The sequence below is a fragment of the Paenarthrobacter sp. C1 genome (assembly GCF_049315185.1).
Classification (GTDB): Bacteria; Actinomycetota; Actinomycetes; order Actinomycetales; family Micrococcaceae; genus Arthrobacter; species Arthrobacter nicotinovorans.
In genome coordinates this window covers 190,998-206,459 of the sequence record NZ_CP186052.1, presented here as the reverse complement: position 1 = coordinate 206,459, position 15,462 = coordinate 190,998, and the positions used below count along the sequence as shown (strand labels likewise).

The following is a 15,462-nucleotide window of genomic DNA, read 5'->3' as shown; positions in this document are numbered from 1 at the left end:
ACGACGCGGATCTTGCAACGGCTAGTACGAGACTGCCGTTTCCGGGCCCAATGCCGGTCGTTAGGTCCAGATCAGAGGCGATCATGGTGTGCCGGTTCCCGTTGGGGCTGTAGGGCCGGGGCCGACAAGCTGCGTCCTGAGTCGGACAGGAATGCCATAAGTGGCAAACTGGGCATCCATACCCTCTTGCACGGTTGCGTATTTCCCATTCTGAACGTCATAGGCGAGAAAGTCCCAGTTATGGACGCTGGTCCACAACTGTGTGAAATCGGTCAGGTATCGGCCGTTGCTTTGGAGCGTGGCAAAGTTGAAATAAACGTTGCCACCGTCGAGGCCGATGGCCCTGATCCCCTCATCTGAAATGGAGTATGCGAGCCAGCCTTCTGTGCAACCAAGGACGGTGTAGTACTGCTGCTCATTGGCCGGGATCGGCTTGATCGCCTGGACTTGGTCGTTCCGCCGGATATCGATGTTGTCAGGGGTGCAGGCGCCCGCAGCTGGGCCGGCGGGCGAGGTCGCTGGTGGTGCCGTGGTCGGCGCCGGGATCGGGGTGATAACCGTGGTCGAGGTCGGAGAAGGGGTCCATGCCGGGGTTTCGGTTGGGGTGGTTGTCGGTGTGGGGCTTGCCGTCGCGGAAGGGGTAACCGTTGGCGACGCGGTGGGCGTTGGCGTAGGGGTGGCCGTGACAGTGGGGGTGTCGGTAGTGGCCGGTGCCGGCGCCGATTGCGGGACGAGGTTGCCGGCTACGACGACCGCCCCGATGACAGCTGCCGCAGCGAGAACCACACCTGTGGTGGCCGCCCACCCTTTACGCCGAGGTTTGCGGTCGGCGAGAGAAACGACGTTGGGATCATCGGAGAAGACATGGGACCGGCTCGGCAGGACACCGGGGGTGGTACCGGGTTCGGGGACGTTTGGTTTTGCGTTTTTCATGAGTTGTTCGATGCGGTCCATGGTTAGACTTCCCGTTCTGTCATGAGGTGTTGTGGTGCGGCTTTCGCGAACGCTTTCCGGGCCCGGTGGAGCCTGACCGCGGCAGCGGAGGCTGTACACCCAAGGCTTTCGGCCAGTTCCGCGGTGGTGAGGTCATCCCAGTAGGAGAGCATCAGGATTTCCCGATCGCGGTCCTTGAGCCTGGAGAGGATCTCCGCAACGGTGGCCTGCTGCTCGTCATCGCTGGTAGTAACGGCCTGGACCCGCGCTTCTTCGGCCAGGCGCTGCATGAGTTGATCGCGACGACTCCTGCCTTTGTACTCATTGCCCAGTACATTCCTGGCTGTGGCTATCAGCCATCCGAGACCGGGCGGCTCGGGCGGTTGTTTTTCCCACACGATTCGGAACACGTCATTGGCCAGTTCCTCGGCCCGTTCGCGGTCGTTGATCCGGTACGCGATGTACTGGTAGATGCGGCTGAAGTGTTCAGCGTGAAGAGCAATCAGTTTCTGCTCTCTGGCAGCCAACATCCTTGTTCTGTTCCCCCGGACTAGTGCGATGTGATGTGTCAACCACTAAGTGTCCCGGGAATCGTTGTTTCTTACATAACCGTAGAAAAAGTTTAAGCATCTGTTCCGGTAGCCCTCTTAAATGAAGAGATACCCGGCAAAATCCCCCAATGAGCGTGCCGGGTACCTCTTTTAGAGCCGCTGCGCGGCCAAGTCGTCGCCGCTGGGTCTCTGCTTGCCTGCGTGACGGGCCGACCACACGCTTCTGCAGGCATGCACGACCGGGACGACGACGAACATCGCGGCTACCAGAACAACTGTCGAAACGGCGACGACGATCACGCCGATGAGATGAACGAGCAGTACGCCGAAGATCACCACTGAGTGGGCGTCTATGAATTCCATGGTTAATTTCTTGTGCTTGGAGTGGAGGTGGTTACGGAGCGCCGGTTGCTGGGCCGGGACCAACAAGTTGTTCCCTCAACCGGACTGGGATGCCGTTTGTGGCGAACTGGGCGTCCATAGCCTCTTGCACGGTTGCGTATTTTCCGTCCCGTACGTCAAAGGCGAGAAAGTCCCAGTTATGGACGCTGGTCCACAACTGTGTGAAATCGGTCAGGTATCGGCCGTTGCTTTGGAGCGTGGCAAAGTTGAAATAAACGTTGCCACCGTCGAGGCCGATGGCCCTGATCCCCTCATCTGAAATGGAGTATGCGAGCCAGCCTTCTGTGCAACCAAGGACGGTGTAGTACTGCTGCTCATTGGCCGGGATCGGCTTGATCGCCTGGACTTGGTCGTTCCGCCGGATATCGATGTTGTCAGGGGTGCAGGCGCCCGCAGCTGGGCCGGCGGGCGAGGTCGCTGGTGGTGCCGTGGTCGGCGCCGGGATCGGGGTGATAACCGTGGTCGAGGTCGGAGAAGGGGTCCATGCCGGGGTTTCGGTTGGGGTGGTTGTCGGTGTGGGGCTTGCCGTCGCGGAAGGGGTAACCGTTGGCGACGCGGTGGGCGTTGGCGTAGGGGTGGCCGTGACAGTGGGGGTGTCGGTAGTGGCCGGTGCCGGCGCCGATTGCGGGACGAGGTTGCCGGCTACGACGACCGCCCCGATGACAGCTGCCGCAGCGAGAACCACACCTGTGGTGGCCGCCCACCCTTTACGCCGAGGTTTGCGGTCGGCGAGAGAAACGACGTTGGGATCATCGGAGAAGACATGGGACCGGCTCGGCAGGACACCGGGGGTGGTACCGGGTTCGGGGACGTTTGGTTTTGCGTTTTTCATGAGTTGTTCGATGCGGTCCATGGTTAGACTTCCCGTTCTGTCATGAGGTGTTGTGGTGCGGCTTTCGCGAACGCTTTCCGGGCCCGGTGGAGCCTGACCGCGGCAGCGGAGGCTGTACACCCAAGGCTTTCGGCCAGTTCCGCGGTGGTGAGGTCATCCCAGTAGGAGAGCATCAGGATTTCCCGATCGCGGTCCTTGAGCCTGGAGAGGATCTCCGCAACGGTGGCCTGCTGCTCGTCATCGCTGGTAGTAACGGCCTGGACCCGCGCTTCTTCGGCCAGGCGCTGCATGAGTTGATCGCGACGACTCCTGCCTTTGTACTCATTGCCCAGTACATTCCTGGCTGTGGCTATCAGCCATCCGAGACCGGGCGGCTCGGGCGGTTGTTTTTCCCACACGATTCGGAACACGTCATTGGCCAGTTCCTCGGCCCGTTCGCGGTCGTTGATCCGGTACGCGATGTACTGGTAGATGCGGCTGAAGTGTTCAGCGTGAAGAGCAATCAGTTTCTGCTCTCTGGCAGCCAACATCCTTGTTCTGTTCCCCCGGACTAGTGCGATGTGATGTGTCAACCACTAAGTGTCCCGGGAATCGTTGTTTCTTACATAACCGTAGAAAAAGTTTAAGCATCTGTTCCGGTAGCCCTCTTAAATGAAGAGATACCCGGCAAAATCCCCCAATGAGCGTGCCGGGTACCTCTTTTAGAGCCGCTGCGCGGCCAAGTCGTCGCCGCTGGGTCTCTGCTTGCCTGCGTGACGGGCCGACCACACGCTTCTGCAGGCATGCACGACCGGGACGACGACGAACATCGCGGCTACCAGAACAACTGTCGAAACGGCGACGACGATCACGCCGATGAGATGAACGAGCAGTACGCCGAAGATCACCACTGAGTGGGCGTCTATGAATTCCATGGTTAATTTCTTGTGCTTGGAGTGGAGGTGGTTACGGAGCGCCGGTTGCTGGGCCGGGACCAACAAGTTGTTCCCTCAACCGGACTGGGATGCCGTTTGTGGCGAACTGGGCGTCCATAGCCTCTTGCACGGTTGCGTATTTTCCGTCCCGTACGTCAAAGGCGAGAAAGTCCCAGTTATGGACGCTGGTCCACAACTGTGTGAAATCGGTCAGGTATCGGCCGTTGCTTTGGAGCGTGGCAAAGTTGAAATAAACGTTGCCACCGTCGAGGCCGATGGCCCTGATCCCCTCATCTGAAATGGAGTATGCGAGCCAGCCTTCGGCGCACCCAAGGACGGTGTAGTACTGCTGCTCATTGGCAGGGATCGGCTTAATCGCCTGGACTTGGTCGTTCCGCCGGATATCGATGTTGTCAGGGGTGCACGCGCCCGCAGCTGGGCCGGCGGGCGCGGGCGCTGGTGGTGCGGCTGGCGGAGCGGTCGCCTGTGGGGCAGTAGCGATTGGTGGGGCAGCAGTAGGAACGGGCGCCGCTGCTGGCACGGTACCTGACTGTTCCTGGGATGGTGCAGCGGTAGCCGCGGGGACCATGACCGATGATGGCACTTCGAGCAGGACCGGGTTTTCCAGCCGATTAGTTGCGCTGGATTCAGGCGCCGGCAGTATCTGATCAATAACCACGGCGAGAGGCTGGGTGGCGGGCATAGGGCGTTCTGATACTCCCCGAGCGGTGGAAATACCCGGCGGGTTTGCAGGTATGCAGGCTGTAAGTGTCAGTGCCAGCGCAAGCGATGCCAGAGTGGCGGACTTGGCAAAGCGGGATCGGTGGTACTTCATTGGTCTGGGTCCTTCCCCCCTGGAACAACTGAGCAGAATGGCCTGCTCGTACATGTTGTTTCCGGTTCGGGACGAATAATTACACCACCAGCAAAAATCACTGCATTGTCGCCTAATGCCTCAGGCCCGCACTCCTGACCTGCCGCTGGGTCACCGCAATCCTGGAGCTTGCGCTCTCCCCGCTCACACGCCTGTAACCCCAACTGGGACGGACAACGGCCCAGTGAGCAGTCATTGGGTCGATATCTGCCCCCTCAGTTAGGCAACAAAAAACGACGGCGGCCGTACCCCCAAGGCGACGGCCGCCGTCGTTCTGTGCCGACTCCCCCCATAGAAAGCCGGAACCCGCGGAACCCTTATCCGAAGCGGCCGGACACGTAGTCTTCCGTGGCCTTCTGGGACGGGTTGTTGAAGATGCTGGTCGTATCGGCGAACTCGATCAGCTTGCCGGGCTTGCCGGTGCCTGCGATGTTGAAGAACGCGGTCTTGTCGGACACGCGGGCGGCCTGCTGCATATTGTGGGTCACGATCACCACGGTGTACTGGTCTTTGAGCTCGTTGATGAGGTCTTCGACGGCCAGCGTGGAGATGGGGTCAAGGGCGGAGCAGGGCTCATCCATGAGGATCACCTGAGGCTCGACGGCGATGGCGCGGGCGATGCACAGACGCTGCTGCTGGCCACCGGAAAGACCGGACCCCGGCTTGTCCAGGCGGTCCTTGACCTCGTTCCAAAGGTTGGCACCAACAAGGGACTTCTCAACGAGGGCATCGGCTGCTCCCTTGGAGATCTTCTTGTTGTTCAGCTTCACGCCCGCCAGCACGTTGTCGCGGATGGACATGGTGGGGAACGGGTTGGGGCGCTGGAAGACCATGCCCACCTGGGTGCGAACGGTCACGGGGTCAACGCCGGGACCGTAAAGGTTGTCGCCGTCCAGCAGCACTTCGCCCTCGACGCGGGCGCCGGGAAGGACCTCGTGCATGCGGTTCAGCGTGCGGAGGAAGGTGGACTTGCCGCAGCCGGAAGGGCCAATGAAAGCCGTGACGGACTTGGCTTGGATGTTGATGTTGACGTCCTCGACGGCCAGGAAATTGCCGTAGTAGACATTCAGGTCTTTGACGTCGATGCGCTTGGACATGGTGTTCCTTTGTTCCTTGGGGGTTCTGGAAGTTTTGAGTGCCGAGCGGCCCGGCAGACCCGGCTAGCGGCCCGTCTTGGGCGCGAACATGCGGGCGATGAGGCGGGCTCCGAGGTTCAGGAGCATCACCAGGATGATCAGCACCAGCGCGGCGCCCCAAGCACGCTGGTCGGAGGGACCAGGGTTGGACGGCGACGTCGGGTTGAGGATCTGCGTGTAGATGAACGTGGGCAGCGAGGCCATCCAGCCGCCGAACACGTTGTTGTTGATGGTGGTGGCGAACCCGGCGGTCACCAGGATGGGGGCGGTTTCACCGATCACTCGGGCGATCGCCAAGGTGACGCCGGAAGCGATGCCGGAGATCGCCGTCGGGATGACCACTTTGGTGATGGTGCGCCACTTGCGCACGCCCAGCGCGTAGGAGGCCTCGCGGAGCTCGTTCGGGACGATCTTCAGCATTTCTTCGCTGGAGCGGACCACCACCGGGATCATCAGGACGGAAAGCGCGACGGCGGCCACCGCACCGGTCTTGGTGCCCGGGCCGACGATGGCGAAGAAGAACGCTGCCGCGAAGAGGCCGGCCACGATCGAGGGAATGCCTGTCATGACATCCACAAAGAACGTGATGGCGCGGGCCAGCGGACGGTCGTTGCCGTATTCCACGAGGTAGATCGAGGTGAGCAGGCCCACCGGCACCGAGATGACAGTGGCCAGGAGGGTGATCTGGATAGTGCCCATCAGGGCGTGGTAGATGCCGCCCAGCACGGGGGCGCCTTCTTCTGCTGCCTTGTTGTCGAACGCTCCGGTGACGCCGTTCATGGAGGTGCCCAGGAATCCGGGTGTGATGAGCCCCGGGATGCCGTTGATCAGCACCGTGACGATCACCGAAATCAAGGGCAGGAGCGCGATCAGGAACGCACCCACCACCAGGCAGGTGGCCAGCTTGTCCTTGGCTTTGCGGGCGCCTTCAACAGCGCCGCTCCAGGAAACCAGGCCGACAGCGAAGAGGATCGCGGCGACGATGCCCCAGCCGAAGGCGTTGAAGCCGATCAGTGCCATGATGGCCGCTGCTACGACGAGTGCGACGGCCAGCACGATGTAGGGCGCGAACTTTGGCAGTTGGCCCTTGGTGAGTGCGGAGCGCTTGCGGGCTACTGTGGCGGTCATTTAGTTGGCTCCCGAGAATTCTTTGTGCCGTGTGATGATCCAGCGGGCGATCATGTTCACGCCGAGGGTGATGACGAAGAGCACCAGGCCGGCAGCGATCAGGGTGTTGACCTTCAGGCCGCTGGCTTCGGGGAAGTTCAGGGCGATCTCCGCGGCAATGGTCTGGTTGCCGGACTGGATGAGGCTCGCGGTGAGGACGCCTGAGGACAGCACCAGGGCAACAGCCATGGTCTCCCCCAGGGCCCGGCCAAGCCCGAGCATGATGGCGCTGATGATGCCGGGGCGACCGAACGGCAGCACAGCCATCTTGATCATTTCCCAGCGGGTGGCTCCCAGGGCCAGTGCTGCTTCTTCGTGCAGCTTGGGGGTCTGCAGGAAGATTTCGCGTGACAGGGAGGTGATGATGGGAAGGACCATGACGGACAGGACAATGCCGGCGGTGAGGATGGTCTTGCCGGTGGCCGAAGCGGGACCTTCGAAGATCGGGATCCAGCCGAGGTAGGTGGCCAGCCAGTCATAGGCGGGCGAGATTTCCTTGGCCAGGAAAGCCGCGCCCCAAGCGCCGTAAACAACGGAAGGGATGGCGGCCAGGAGGTCCACCACGTAGCCCAGGCCGGCGGCGAGCCTGCGCGGTGCGTAGTGCGAGATGAACAGGGCAACGCCGATTGCCACGGGGGTGGCGATGACCAATGCGATCACGGCGGCGATCAACGTGCCCACCACGATCGGGGCGATGTAGGCGAAGAAGCCGTGTCCGCCCTGGATGTCGGCGGGCGGTGCGGTGAGCGCGGGGATCGCCTGCACCACGAGGAACAACGCGACTCCGAAGAGAACCGCAAGAATAAGGCACCCTGCGGCCATTGCGGCCCCGGAGAAAACCTTGTCCCCGGCGCGTCCTGCGCCTTGGGAGGTTGTCAGGGAGTTGGTGGTCACTTCACGATCCTTCAGTCTGGAGTGAACTGGTCATACATGGCTAAGTTCCCTGCCCCGCCCGGGCGGCTCTGCGGCCACTCCGTGCGGGACAGGGAACTTCAGTGTTCAGCCGGGTTCAGCGAACCCGCCGGGAACCTTAGGCCTTGGCCTTGATGGATTCGATGGCGGTCTTTGCCTTGTCCTGCAGGGTCTTGGAGAGCGGTGCGGACTTCGCGGCGTCGGCAGCGGTCTTCTGTCCCTCATCCGAAACTACGTAGGTTTCGAAGGCCTTGACCAGGTCAGCAACTTCCTTGGTCTCGTAGGTGGTGCAGACAACGTGGTACGAGACGAGGACTACCGGGTAGGCACCCGATGCGGTGGTCTTGCGGTCCAGCTTGATGGCAACGTCGTTGCTGGCGCGGCCGTCAACGGGCTTGCCTGCTTCGACAGCCTTGGCAGCAGCGTCGGCAGAGATCTTGACGAACTCTTCGCCCACCTTGATGGAGGCGGTGCCCAGCTTGCCGGAAACTGCGGAGTCATCGGCGTAGGTCACGGCACCCGGGGTGTCGGTGACGGTCTTGACGACGCCGGAGGTTCCCTTGGCGTTTTCGCCCTTCAGGGATGCGGGCCATACGCCGGCAGCCTTGTCGGTCCAGACCTCGGGAGCAGCGGCTGCGAGGTAGTCGGTGAAGTTGGTGGTGGTGCCGGAGTCATCGGAGCGGTTCACCGGGGTGACCTTGAGGTCCGGGAGGGTGACGCCTGCGTTAAGGGCTGCGATGGCGGGATCGTTCCAGTTGGCGATTTCGCCGCGGAAGATCTTGGCGACCGTTGCGGCGTCGAGCTTCAGTTCCTTGACGTCAGGGATGTTGAAGGCGACGGCGATCGGAGAGATGTAGACCGGGATGTTGATGGCACCCTCGGGGCCGCACTTGGCCTTGGAAGCCTCGAGCTCGTCATCCTTCAGGTAGGCATCCGAGCCGGCGAACTGTGCCGAGCCGTCGATGATTGCCTTGCGGCCCGCGCCGGAACCGTCCGGGGAGTACTGGACAGTGGCGCCCTGGTTTGCGGAGGCGAAACCGGCCTTCCAAGCGTCCATTGCTGCGCCGGTGGAGGAGGCGCCGATACCGGTCAGGGTGCCGGTTACCTTGGTGCCGGCTGCTGCGGACTGGGTGCCGCCAGTGGTGCCGGTTGCGTTGTCAGAACCGCAAGCGGTGAGCGCGAGTGCGCCTGCTGCGATGACCGCGATTGCCGCGTTGCGGCCGAAGCGAGTTGCCTTCACTTGGATGTGCCCCTTCCAGGGATTTCTCAGATGCGTTCCGAACGGAGATTTCGGCGTGCGCGAGCTGTGGACCTTTTTGTTCCTTTACTGAAGGTATGGAGCGCAGGTAACGGGATCTGCGGTGGCAGGTGAACGGAAGGTGAACGACGGCGGACCATTGGGTTATGTGGCGCGCGCCACCTTGAGTGGTTCCCCGGTTGCGCTCGTCGCTCCCTGGCAGATGGCGGGCGGGGAAATAGACTGAAGGACATGGCTGCCGCTAAGGGACTGAACGCAAGCAAGAGGTTTCTGCGGGCCAGAGTCAGGACCGGCTTGGTCCGGAGCCGGAACTCGTTGACGCCGGCCATCCAAATGACGGTGTGCGCGGTTGGCGCCTACGCTTTCGCCGAATACGTGTTGGGCCACCAGGGGCCTCTGTTCGCCGCAACGTCTTCCCTGATTGCCTTGGGTTTCTCACGCGATCCCCGGCTGCGCCGGGTGATAGAGGTAGGCCTGGGCTGCACACTGGGCATCGTGGTTGGTGATTTGCTGCTTCACTGGCTGGGCGCCGGGATCTGGCAGGCCGCCGTCGTACTTCTCTTCTCGATCCTGTTGGCCAGGTTCCTGGACAGCGGGACTATTTTCACCACGCAGCTGGGGCTGCAGTCGCTTCTGGTGGTGTTGCTTCCGGCGCCGGCCGGCGGGCCTTTTACGCGCAGCCTGGACGCCGTGGTGGGTGGCGTGTTTGCGCTGCTGGTGACCATCTTGGTGCCCAAGGATCCACGCCGGGAACCGCGGAAGGACATCCAGAAGATTCTGCACGAGCTCGCCGAGGTTCTTCGTGAGTGTGCCACGGCCATGATCGAAAGCGACTCCACCACTGCCTGGCACGCCCTGATCCGTGGCCGCAACTGCCAGCCTTTGGTGGATCGGATGCGGCAAACGCTGCGGGCTTCCGGCGAGGTGGCGACGCTGGCCCCGGCGCATCGCCGGCACCGCGATGAACTCGCCGGCCTGGAGCATTCGCTGGAGTACATCGACCTCGCACTGCGCAACAGCCGGGTGTTCGCACGCCGCCTCACCAGTGCCATCAACCACGCGGCTTTGTCCGACGAGGCGATCGAGAGCATCTCGGAGGTCCTGCAGGAAACTGCGGCCGCCATCGACGAGATGACCATCGGGCTGTCCGAGCAGAGCGAAGGAACGCGCAGGGTGCATCTGCGGCGGGCCAGGAACGACCTCTCGGACATCGCCGCCCGGCTGCACCCGAAGATGCTTGACGTCCAGAGGCTCGAAGGCGAAACCGTGGTGATGCTGTTCCGGCCGCTCATGGTGGACCTGCTTGAGGCCAGCGGGATGGAACCTGAGGAAGCCCGGGCGGTACTGCCCGCGCTGTAGCTTTCGCCCGGCGTTCCCAGCCAAGTCCCATTTACGCTGTGGATAATGGGCCGATGCTTTCTGCACCTTCTGCGCGTCCGGCCCTGCGCCCAAAACCTGCCCCCGCCCTTCGGGTGCGGCAGCGGGTCCTGTTCCTGTGGGCGGGCGGGTTGTTTGTTGCCGGGGACGTGGTCTTCTGGTTGATGTTCGCTTCCGTGTTGTCCTCGAGCGGCCTGGCGACGCTCGACGGAGCCGTTCACTCGGTGGTTGTCGATTCCCGCAACGCTTTGGCAACGGCCTTCCTGGCCGGCGTCTCGGAAGCCACCTCACCCACCATGATGTCCATCATCGGCGGCCTGGTCGCCGCGGCATGGGCCGTGTGGAAGAAGGAACTGTGGCGTCCGGCCATCCTGATGGGCGCCATGGTGCTTTCCGTGGTGCTCGCGGCGGTCATCAAGCTGGACGTTTCCCGGTCGCGGCCGTCGTCGTCGGACTTCCTCCTGGGCCCCGATGACGCCTTGTCCTTCCCCTCCGGCCACACGCTCGGCGCCGCGGTCTTCACGCTTGTCCTGGCCTATTTGCTGGTGTCCCGTTCAGGAACACGCACGACGGCGGTGGCCGCCTACGCAGGGGCCGCCCTGCTGACGCTGCTGGTCGCCTACAGCCGGCTCTACCTCGGCTACCACTGGCTCACCGACGTGGTGGCGTCGATGGGTGTGGCACTGGGCGTGTTTGGCCTGGCGGTGTTCGTTGACGCGGTGCGCTACGGACGGGCCGCTTGAATCGAGGAGGTTGTTTCCCGAATCTCGATACGGGGCCCGAAACGACATGCGCCGTGAGCCATCGGGATGCCTCGGGGTGTCAAATGCGCTAGACTTGAATCAAGTTTTCGAAAATTGATTCAGTGGGGGTTCCCGTGGCGACGGCTGACTTAGGACAACGAATTGCCGCCCGACGAGCAGAAGCCGGGCGGACCCAGCGGGACCTCGAGGCAGAGACGGGCATCTCACAGTCCACGCTGGCGCGCATTGAAAGCGGCCTCCGGAGGCCGAGGATGGACGAGATAATTTCGATTGCTTGGGCTTTGGGCTGCCCGGCGGAGGCACTTCTCGCTGAGAACCCAGTCCGCGATCGTGTGCTCGTGGCCAGCCGAGCAAATCTTCCTACAGCCGATGCCGCGGAAGTGAAAAGGAAGCTCACCCAGTTCCTGGAAATGGACGCGTACCTGGCCAGTCACGGCATCGGCGCATGACGCCAGAGCGCGCTCCAATTCCGCACAGCATCGGACCAAGCGAGCGGGAGGCCTATCTCGCAGCTGAAGGCATCAGGAATAGCCTGGGACTGGGCCTCGGACCCATAGCCGACCTTCACGAACTCATTGGCCTTGTTGCTCCGGGAGTCGATGTAGCGATTCTGGAAATGCCGGCAGGCATGGATGGCATGGTGTTGACAGATCCGGTTCGCGAAAAATCTGTGATTGGTGTTGCAACGACCGGTGTTCCGGGTCGCCAAAGATCGTCCCTTGGCCATGAGCTGGGACATATCGTCTTCAAAGACAACGAGGCCGGACTACCACATGACCCCTCAGCCAGAAGGCCCGAAGAGATCAGAGCCGACACCTTTTCGCGCCACCTCTTGGCTCCGGTTGGGGGAGTCTCAGCTTTCCTTGAAGATTTGAATGTCGATAAGGGTAGCGCCCGACTCCGTGACGTTTCGTCCGTTGTGCGGCACTATCAGGTCTCCCCGAACTTCGCACTCATCCAAATGCACTCAGAAGGCTGGATCACAACTACGCAGAAAACACAGTGGTGGCCTCAGACTGCACATTCGCTGGCACTTCGGTTCGGCTGGATCGGCGACTACAGAGCCATGGCCGCCGAAAGCCTCACCCCAAGACCACCGCAGCGCCTGGTTGAGAATGCCACGGAGGGGTATATTCGCAACCTGGTTTCAGTCCAAGGTTTGGCCGCACTCAGCGGCGTAGACACAGACCAACTGCTCCGCGAGCTCGAAGAGGCAGGCATTCATCCTGAAATTATCGACGTCGCATGGGCCGACCTCGACGCTTTCGGAGACTGAGCGATGGCCGCACAGATTACAATCCTCGATGCAGGACCCTGCATCACTTTCTGCGCGGCCGCCAAGCACGCATTGCTCCTCGAAGTGCTCCGACGGGGTTCCAATCAACTGCATGTCCCCGACGTAGTGGATGGTGAAATCACCAATCGCGGATCTAACCGCCGCGACTTTCCGCCCGCCACCGTTCCAAACTGGCACTGGCTTGTCAGCCACGACCATATTGGGATCCTGGACTCCCATGTCTCAGAAGAGGACCTGAACGCACTTTCAGAGGCAGTCGTAAAACTAACGGGAATGCCGCTCGCTCAGAGGCTCATGGAGGGTCGCGATTTAGGCGAGGTTCTCGTGATCGCCCACGCAATGGTGCGGAAAGACCGCGGGGAAGACGTATATGTGGTGATCGACGAGTACAGAGGCCAGCAGTTGGCCAGCAAGTTTGGACTCAAAATCATTGACACGCCTTGGATCCTCAGTAGCGCGGTGAGACGCGGGCTGATTGCGGATCGCGGCGAAATGAGGAAGGTCTACAACGCACTACGGCAATTCGATGCCGGTCTGATTCACATCGACCAGACTCACCTTTTGGGCAAACCGCTTTGGGCGCAGAAACCAACGTCAATGAGCGACGTAGGCGCCGATGAAACCGCGGCACTCTCAGAGCCGTGACAGCCCACACATACAAATCGCCCGCGCAGCAATAGATCTCCAAGGGTCGAAGGCTACGTTAAAGAGTGCGAATTGCACTTAAGGCCGTACTGTCGGTCCCGGCCAATACTGTCAGTCCCCACGACTAGTCTGGAACGCATGGCTTCAAAGACATCGCGCGCATCCAAGACACCCGCCTACAAGTGCGCAGAATGCGGCTGGACCGCCATCAAGTGGGTGGGGCGCTGCGGTGAGTGCCAGGCCTGGGGAACCGTCGAGGAATACGGCGCCACTGTTGCGCGCACGACGGCGGCCGCCACCGTTTTGGAGCCGGCCCGCCGCATCGCCGAGGTCGACGGGACCACCGCCGCGTTCCTGCCCACCGGAGTGGACGAACTGGACCGCGTCCTGGGAGGCGGGCTTGTTCCTGGTGCCGTGATCCTGCTTGCCGGGGAACCCGGCGTCGGGAAATCCACTCTGCTGCTGGACGTCGCGGCCAAGTTCGCGCGGACCGGGCAGGACGTCCTTTACATCACGGGCGAGGAGTCGGCAGCCCAGGTGAAGCTGCGCGCTGAGCGGATCGACGCCGTCGCCCACACCCTTTACTTGTCAGCGGAGACCGACCTCGGGCAGGCGCTGGGCCAGGTGGAGAAGCTTGAGCCCAAGCTGCTGATTGTTGACTCCGTGCAAACGTTGAGCAGCGCGGATGTGGAGGGCAGCGCCGGCGGTGTTTCGCAGGTACGCGAGGTTGCGGCCTCCATCATTGCCGCGGCCAAAAAGCGCAACATGACCACCTTGCTGGTGGGCCACGTGACCAAGGAAGGCACCATCGCCGGTCCGCGTTTGCTGGAGCACCTGGTGGACGTCGTGTGCCAGTTCGAAGGCGAGCGCCATTCGCGTCTCCGCCTGCTGCGGGCCGTCAAGAACCGGTACGGCGCCACGGACGATGTCGGGTGTTTCGACCTCAACGAAACAGGCATCGAAGGACTGGCTGATCCCAGCGGACTGTTCGTTTCACGCACCCGTGAGCCCGTGTCCGGGACGTGCATCACGGTCACCATGGAAGGCCGCCGGCCTTTGCTCGCCGAGGTCCAGTCGCTCCTTGCCGAGAGCCCCAACTCCCAACCACGCCGCGCCACCAGCGGCCTGGAAAGCTCCCGAGTGGCAATGCTGCTGGCAGTCCTGCAGCAACGTGCGGGCTGCATGCTCCATAAGGACGATTCCTACGTGGCAACGGTGGGCGGCGTGAAACTTACGGAGCCCGCCACGGACCTGGCGGTGGCGCTGGCCGTCGCGTCGGCAAAATCGAGGAAGGCCCTCCCCCAGCGGCTCATTGCGTTCGGCGAAGTGGGCCTGGCGGGCGAGGTCCGCCCTGTTCCCGGGATCAACCAGCGCATCCAGGAGGCCCACCGGCTCGGGTTCACCCACGCGATCGTTCCGGCGAGTCCTGCCGGGGCCGGGGTCATCCCGGATGGCTTCTCCGTGCGCGAGGTGGGGCACCTTGCAGAGGCACTGGAACTGCTGATCACTTAACACTTTCGGGGTGTCGGGCCACCCACCGACTTCCTTTGGGCAAGGATTGGCCCATGACCAAGAGAAATGTGCTTGTCGGGGGACGCTTCTTCTTTGGCCTTTTGACCTTGATAGCGGTGGGTACACAGCTGACGGTTCATTTGGGCATGGGCTACGACCTCTGGAACTTCTTCAGCTACTTCACCAATCTGTCCAACATCTTTGCTGCGTTGGTGCTCCTCATCAGCGGCTACCGGGTCCTGATCCGGAAACGCCCCTCGGAGGCCGACGACGTGACCCGCGGGACCGCCACCATCGCCATGGCGGTGGTGGGGCTGGTGTTCGGTGCCCTGCTTGCCGGCGAGGACCTCGGGTCCCTGCTCCCGTGGGTGAACTTCGTGGTCCACTACCTGATGCCTGTGGTGATGGTGGCGGATTGGCTGTTCCAGCCGCCCCGGACCACCCTCAAGCCCAAGCACATCTGGTATTGGCTTCTCTACCCCATCGGTTACCTGGTCTACAGCCTGATCCGGGGAGCCTTTGTGAACTGGTATCCCTACTGGTTCATCGACCCGGCGCGTGCTGGAGGCTGGACGGGTGTGGTGGTCTTCGCTCTGGCCATATCAGTCGGCTTCCTCGTAGTGAGCCTTGCGATGCTGTGGCTGGGAAACAAGCTCAAACGGCAGGTTGATTACTGAGACCCATGGATGAACGGGCAGCTTCGGTCTCAGCCGGGCAATAAATACACCAACTTGTTATATGAGCCCACGTCAACGGGCCTCGTTCGTAAAGTGCGCCTGCCGGGCGTCGTCGAAAACCCACCTCCGGAGCACTGCCGAACATAACGAAATGGCCCACTTTGGGGCTTGCTGGTGCGGTTAAGGGTGCGATGAAGCCCTATCATTGAGC

Annotated in this window: 18 protein-coding genes and 1 pseudogene; 8 read left to right on the top strand and 11 right to left on the bottom strand. The window is 62.1% G+C overall.

Annotated elements, in window-relative coordinates; genetic code table 11:
- Window positions 1-81 precede the first annotated feature (81 nt).
- The 11 genes from ACNAOU_RS01020 to pstS form a co-directional block, all read right to left on the bottom strand.
- A complete protein-coding gene (locus ACNAOU_RS01020; RefSeq protein ID WP_422757825.1) occupies window positions 82-954 on the bottom strand; it encodes a hypothetical protein in 873 nt (290 codons plus the stop codon).
- Between the two features lie 2 nt (window positions 955-956).
- Complete coding sequence (locus tag ACNAOU_RS01015; protein ID WP_422757823.1) at window positions 957-1,463, bottom strand: RNA polymerase sigma factor; 507 nt, start codon at window positions 1,461-1,463, stop codon at window positions 957-959.
- Window positions 1,464-1,634: 171 nt separating this feature from the next.
- Window positions 1,635-1,847, bottom strand: a complete 213-nt coding sequence (locus ACNAOU_RS01010) for a hypothetical protein (protein ID WP_018780130.1) — start codon at window positions 1,845-1,847, stop codon at window positions 1,635-1,637.
- A 31-nt stretch (window positions 1,848-1,878) separates the two neighbouring features.
- Window positions 1,879-2,739 carry a hypothetical protein gene (locus tag ACNAOU_RS01005; RefSeq protein ID WP_422757824.1) on the bottom strand — a complete coding sequence of 287 codons (861 nt, stop codon included), beginning with the start codon at window positions 2,737-2,739 and terminating at the stop codon, window positions 1,879-1,881.
- 2 nt (window positions 2,740-2,741) lie between these two features.
- Window positions 2,742-3,248, bottom strand: coding sequence for an RNA polymerase sigma factor (locus ACNAOU_RS01000; RefSeq protein ID WP_422757823.1), 507 nt, complete (start codon window positions 3,246-3,248; stop codon window positions 2,742-2,744).
- 171 nt (window positions 3,249-3,419) lie between these two features.
- A complete protein-coding gene (locus ACNAOU_RS00995; protein ID WP_018780130.1) occupies window positions 3,420-3,632 on the bottom strand; it encodes a hypothetical protein in 213 nt (70 codons plus the stop codon).
- A gap of 31 nt (window positions 3,633-3,663) precedes the next feature.
- Window positions 3,664-4,311 (bottom strand): hypothetical protein, encoded by a 648-nt coding sequence (locus ACNAOU_RS00990; RefSeq protein ID WP_422757822.1) that lies wholly within the window; start codon window positions 4,309-4,311, stop codon window positions 3,664-3,666.
- 512 nt (window positions 4,312-4,823) lie between these two features.
- Window positions 4,824-5,603 carry a phosphate ABC transporter ATP-binding protein PstB gene (gene pstB / locus ACNAOU_RS00985; RefSeq protein WP_039239203.1) on the bottom strand — a complete coding sequence of 260 codons (780 nt, stop codon included), beginning with the start codon at window positions 5,601-5,603 and terminating at the stop codon, window positions 4,824-4,826.
- Between the two features lie 63 nt (window positions 5,604-5,666).
- On the bottom strand, window positions 5,667-6,770 hold the full coding sequence (pstA, locus tag ACNAOU_RS00980; RefSeq protein ID WP_055973712.1) for a phosphate ABC transporter permease PstA: 1,104 nt from the start codon (window positions 6,768-6,770) through the stop codon (window positions 5,667-5,669).
- Window positions 6,771-7,703 (bottom strand): phosphate ABC transporter permease subunit PstC, encoded by a 933-nt coding sequence (gene pstC / locus ACNAOU_RS00975; RefSeq protein WP_018780127.1) that lies wholly within the window; start codon window positions 7,701-7,703, stop codon window positions 6,771-6,773.
- A 136-nt stretch (window positions 7,704-7,839) separates the two neighbouring features.
- Window positions 7,840-8,961: a phosphate ABC transporter substrate-binding protein PstS gene (gene pstS, locus ACNAOU_RS00970; protein ID WP_018780126.1), complete on the bottom strand. Its 1,122-nt coding sequence runs from the start codon at window positions 8,959-8,961 to the stop codon at window positions 7,840-7,842.
- A 249-nt stretch (window positions 8,962-9,210) separates the two neighbouring features.
- Between pstS and ACNAOU_RS00965 the strand changes: the two genes are divergently transcribed.
- The 8 genes and pseudogenes from ACNAOU_RS00965 (at window position 9,211) to ACNAOU_RS00930 (ending at window position 15,251) form a co-directional block, all read left to right on the top strand.
- Window positions 9,211-10,338 carry an FUSC family protein gene (locus ACNAOU_RS00965; protein ID WP_018780125.1) on the top strand — a complete coding sequence of 376 codons (1,128 nt, stop codon included), beginning with the start codon at window positions 9,211-9,213 and terminating at the stop codon, window positions 10,336-10,338.
- Between the two features lie 53 nt (window positions 10,339-10,391).
- Entirely contained in the window at window positions 10,392-11,099 is a 708-nt protein-coding gene (locus tag ACNAOU_RS00960; RefSeq protein ID WP_422757821.1) for a phosphatase PAP2 family protein, read from the top strand.
- Window positions 11,100-11,221: 122 nt separating this feature from the next.
- Window positions 11,222-11,371: pseudogene (locus ACNAOU_RS00955) on the top strand (helix-turn-helix domain-containing protein); the annotation flags it as partial.
- Window positions 11,372-11,569 carry a hypothetical protein gene (locus ACNAOU_RS00950; RefSeq protein WP_229778646.1) on the top strand — a complete coding sequence of 66 codons (198 nt, stop codon included), beginning with the start codon at window positions 11,372-11,374 and terminating at the stop codon, window positions 11,567-11,569.
- A complete protein-coding gene (locus ACNAOU_RS00945) occupies window positions 11,566-12,396 on the top strand; it encodes an ImmA/IrrE family metallo-endopeptidase (RefSeq protein ID WP_354628381.1) in 831 nt (276 codons plus the stop codon). Before ACNAOU_RS00950 ends, ACNAOU_RS00945 begins: the two co-directional genes overlap by 4 nt.
- A 3-nt stretch (window positions 12,397-12,399) precedes the next feature.
- Window positions 12,400-13,062 carry a hypothetical protein gene (locus ACNAOU_RS00940; RefSeq protein WP_189076357.1) on the top strand — a complete coding sequence of 221 codons (663 nt, stop codon included), beginning with the start codon at window positions 12,400-12,402 and terminating at the stop codon, window positions 13,060-13,062.
- Between the two features lie 138 nt (window positions 13,063-13,200).
- A complete protein-coding gene (gene radA, locus ACNAOU_RS00935) occupies window positions 13,201-14,574 on the top strand; it encodes a DNA repair protein RadA (RefSeq protein ID WP_018780123.1) in 1,374 nt (457 codons plus the stop codon).
- Between the two features lie 53 nt (window positions 14,575-14,627).
- Complete coding sequence (locus tag ACNAOU_RS00930; RefSeq protein WP_018780122.1) at window positions 14,628-15,251, top strand: Pr6Pr family membrane protein; 624 nt, start codon at window positions 14,628-14,630, stop codon at window positions 15,249-15,251.
- Window positions 15,252-15,462 lie beyond the last annotated feature (211 nt).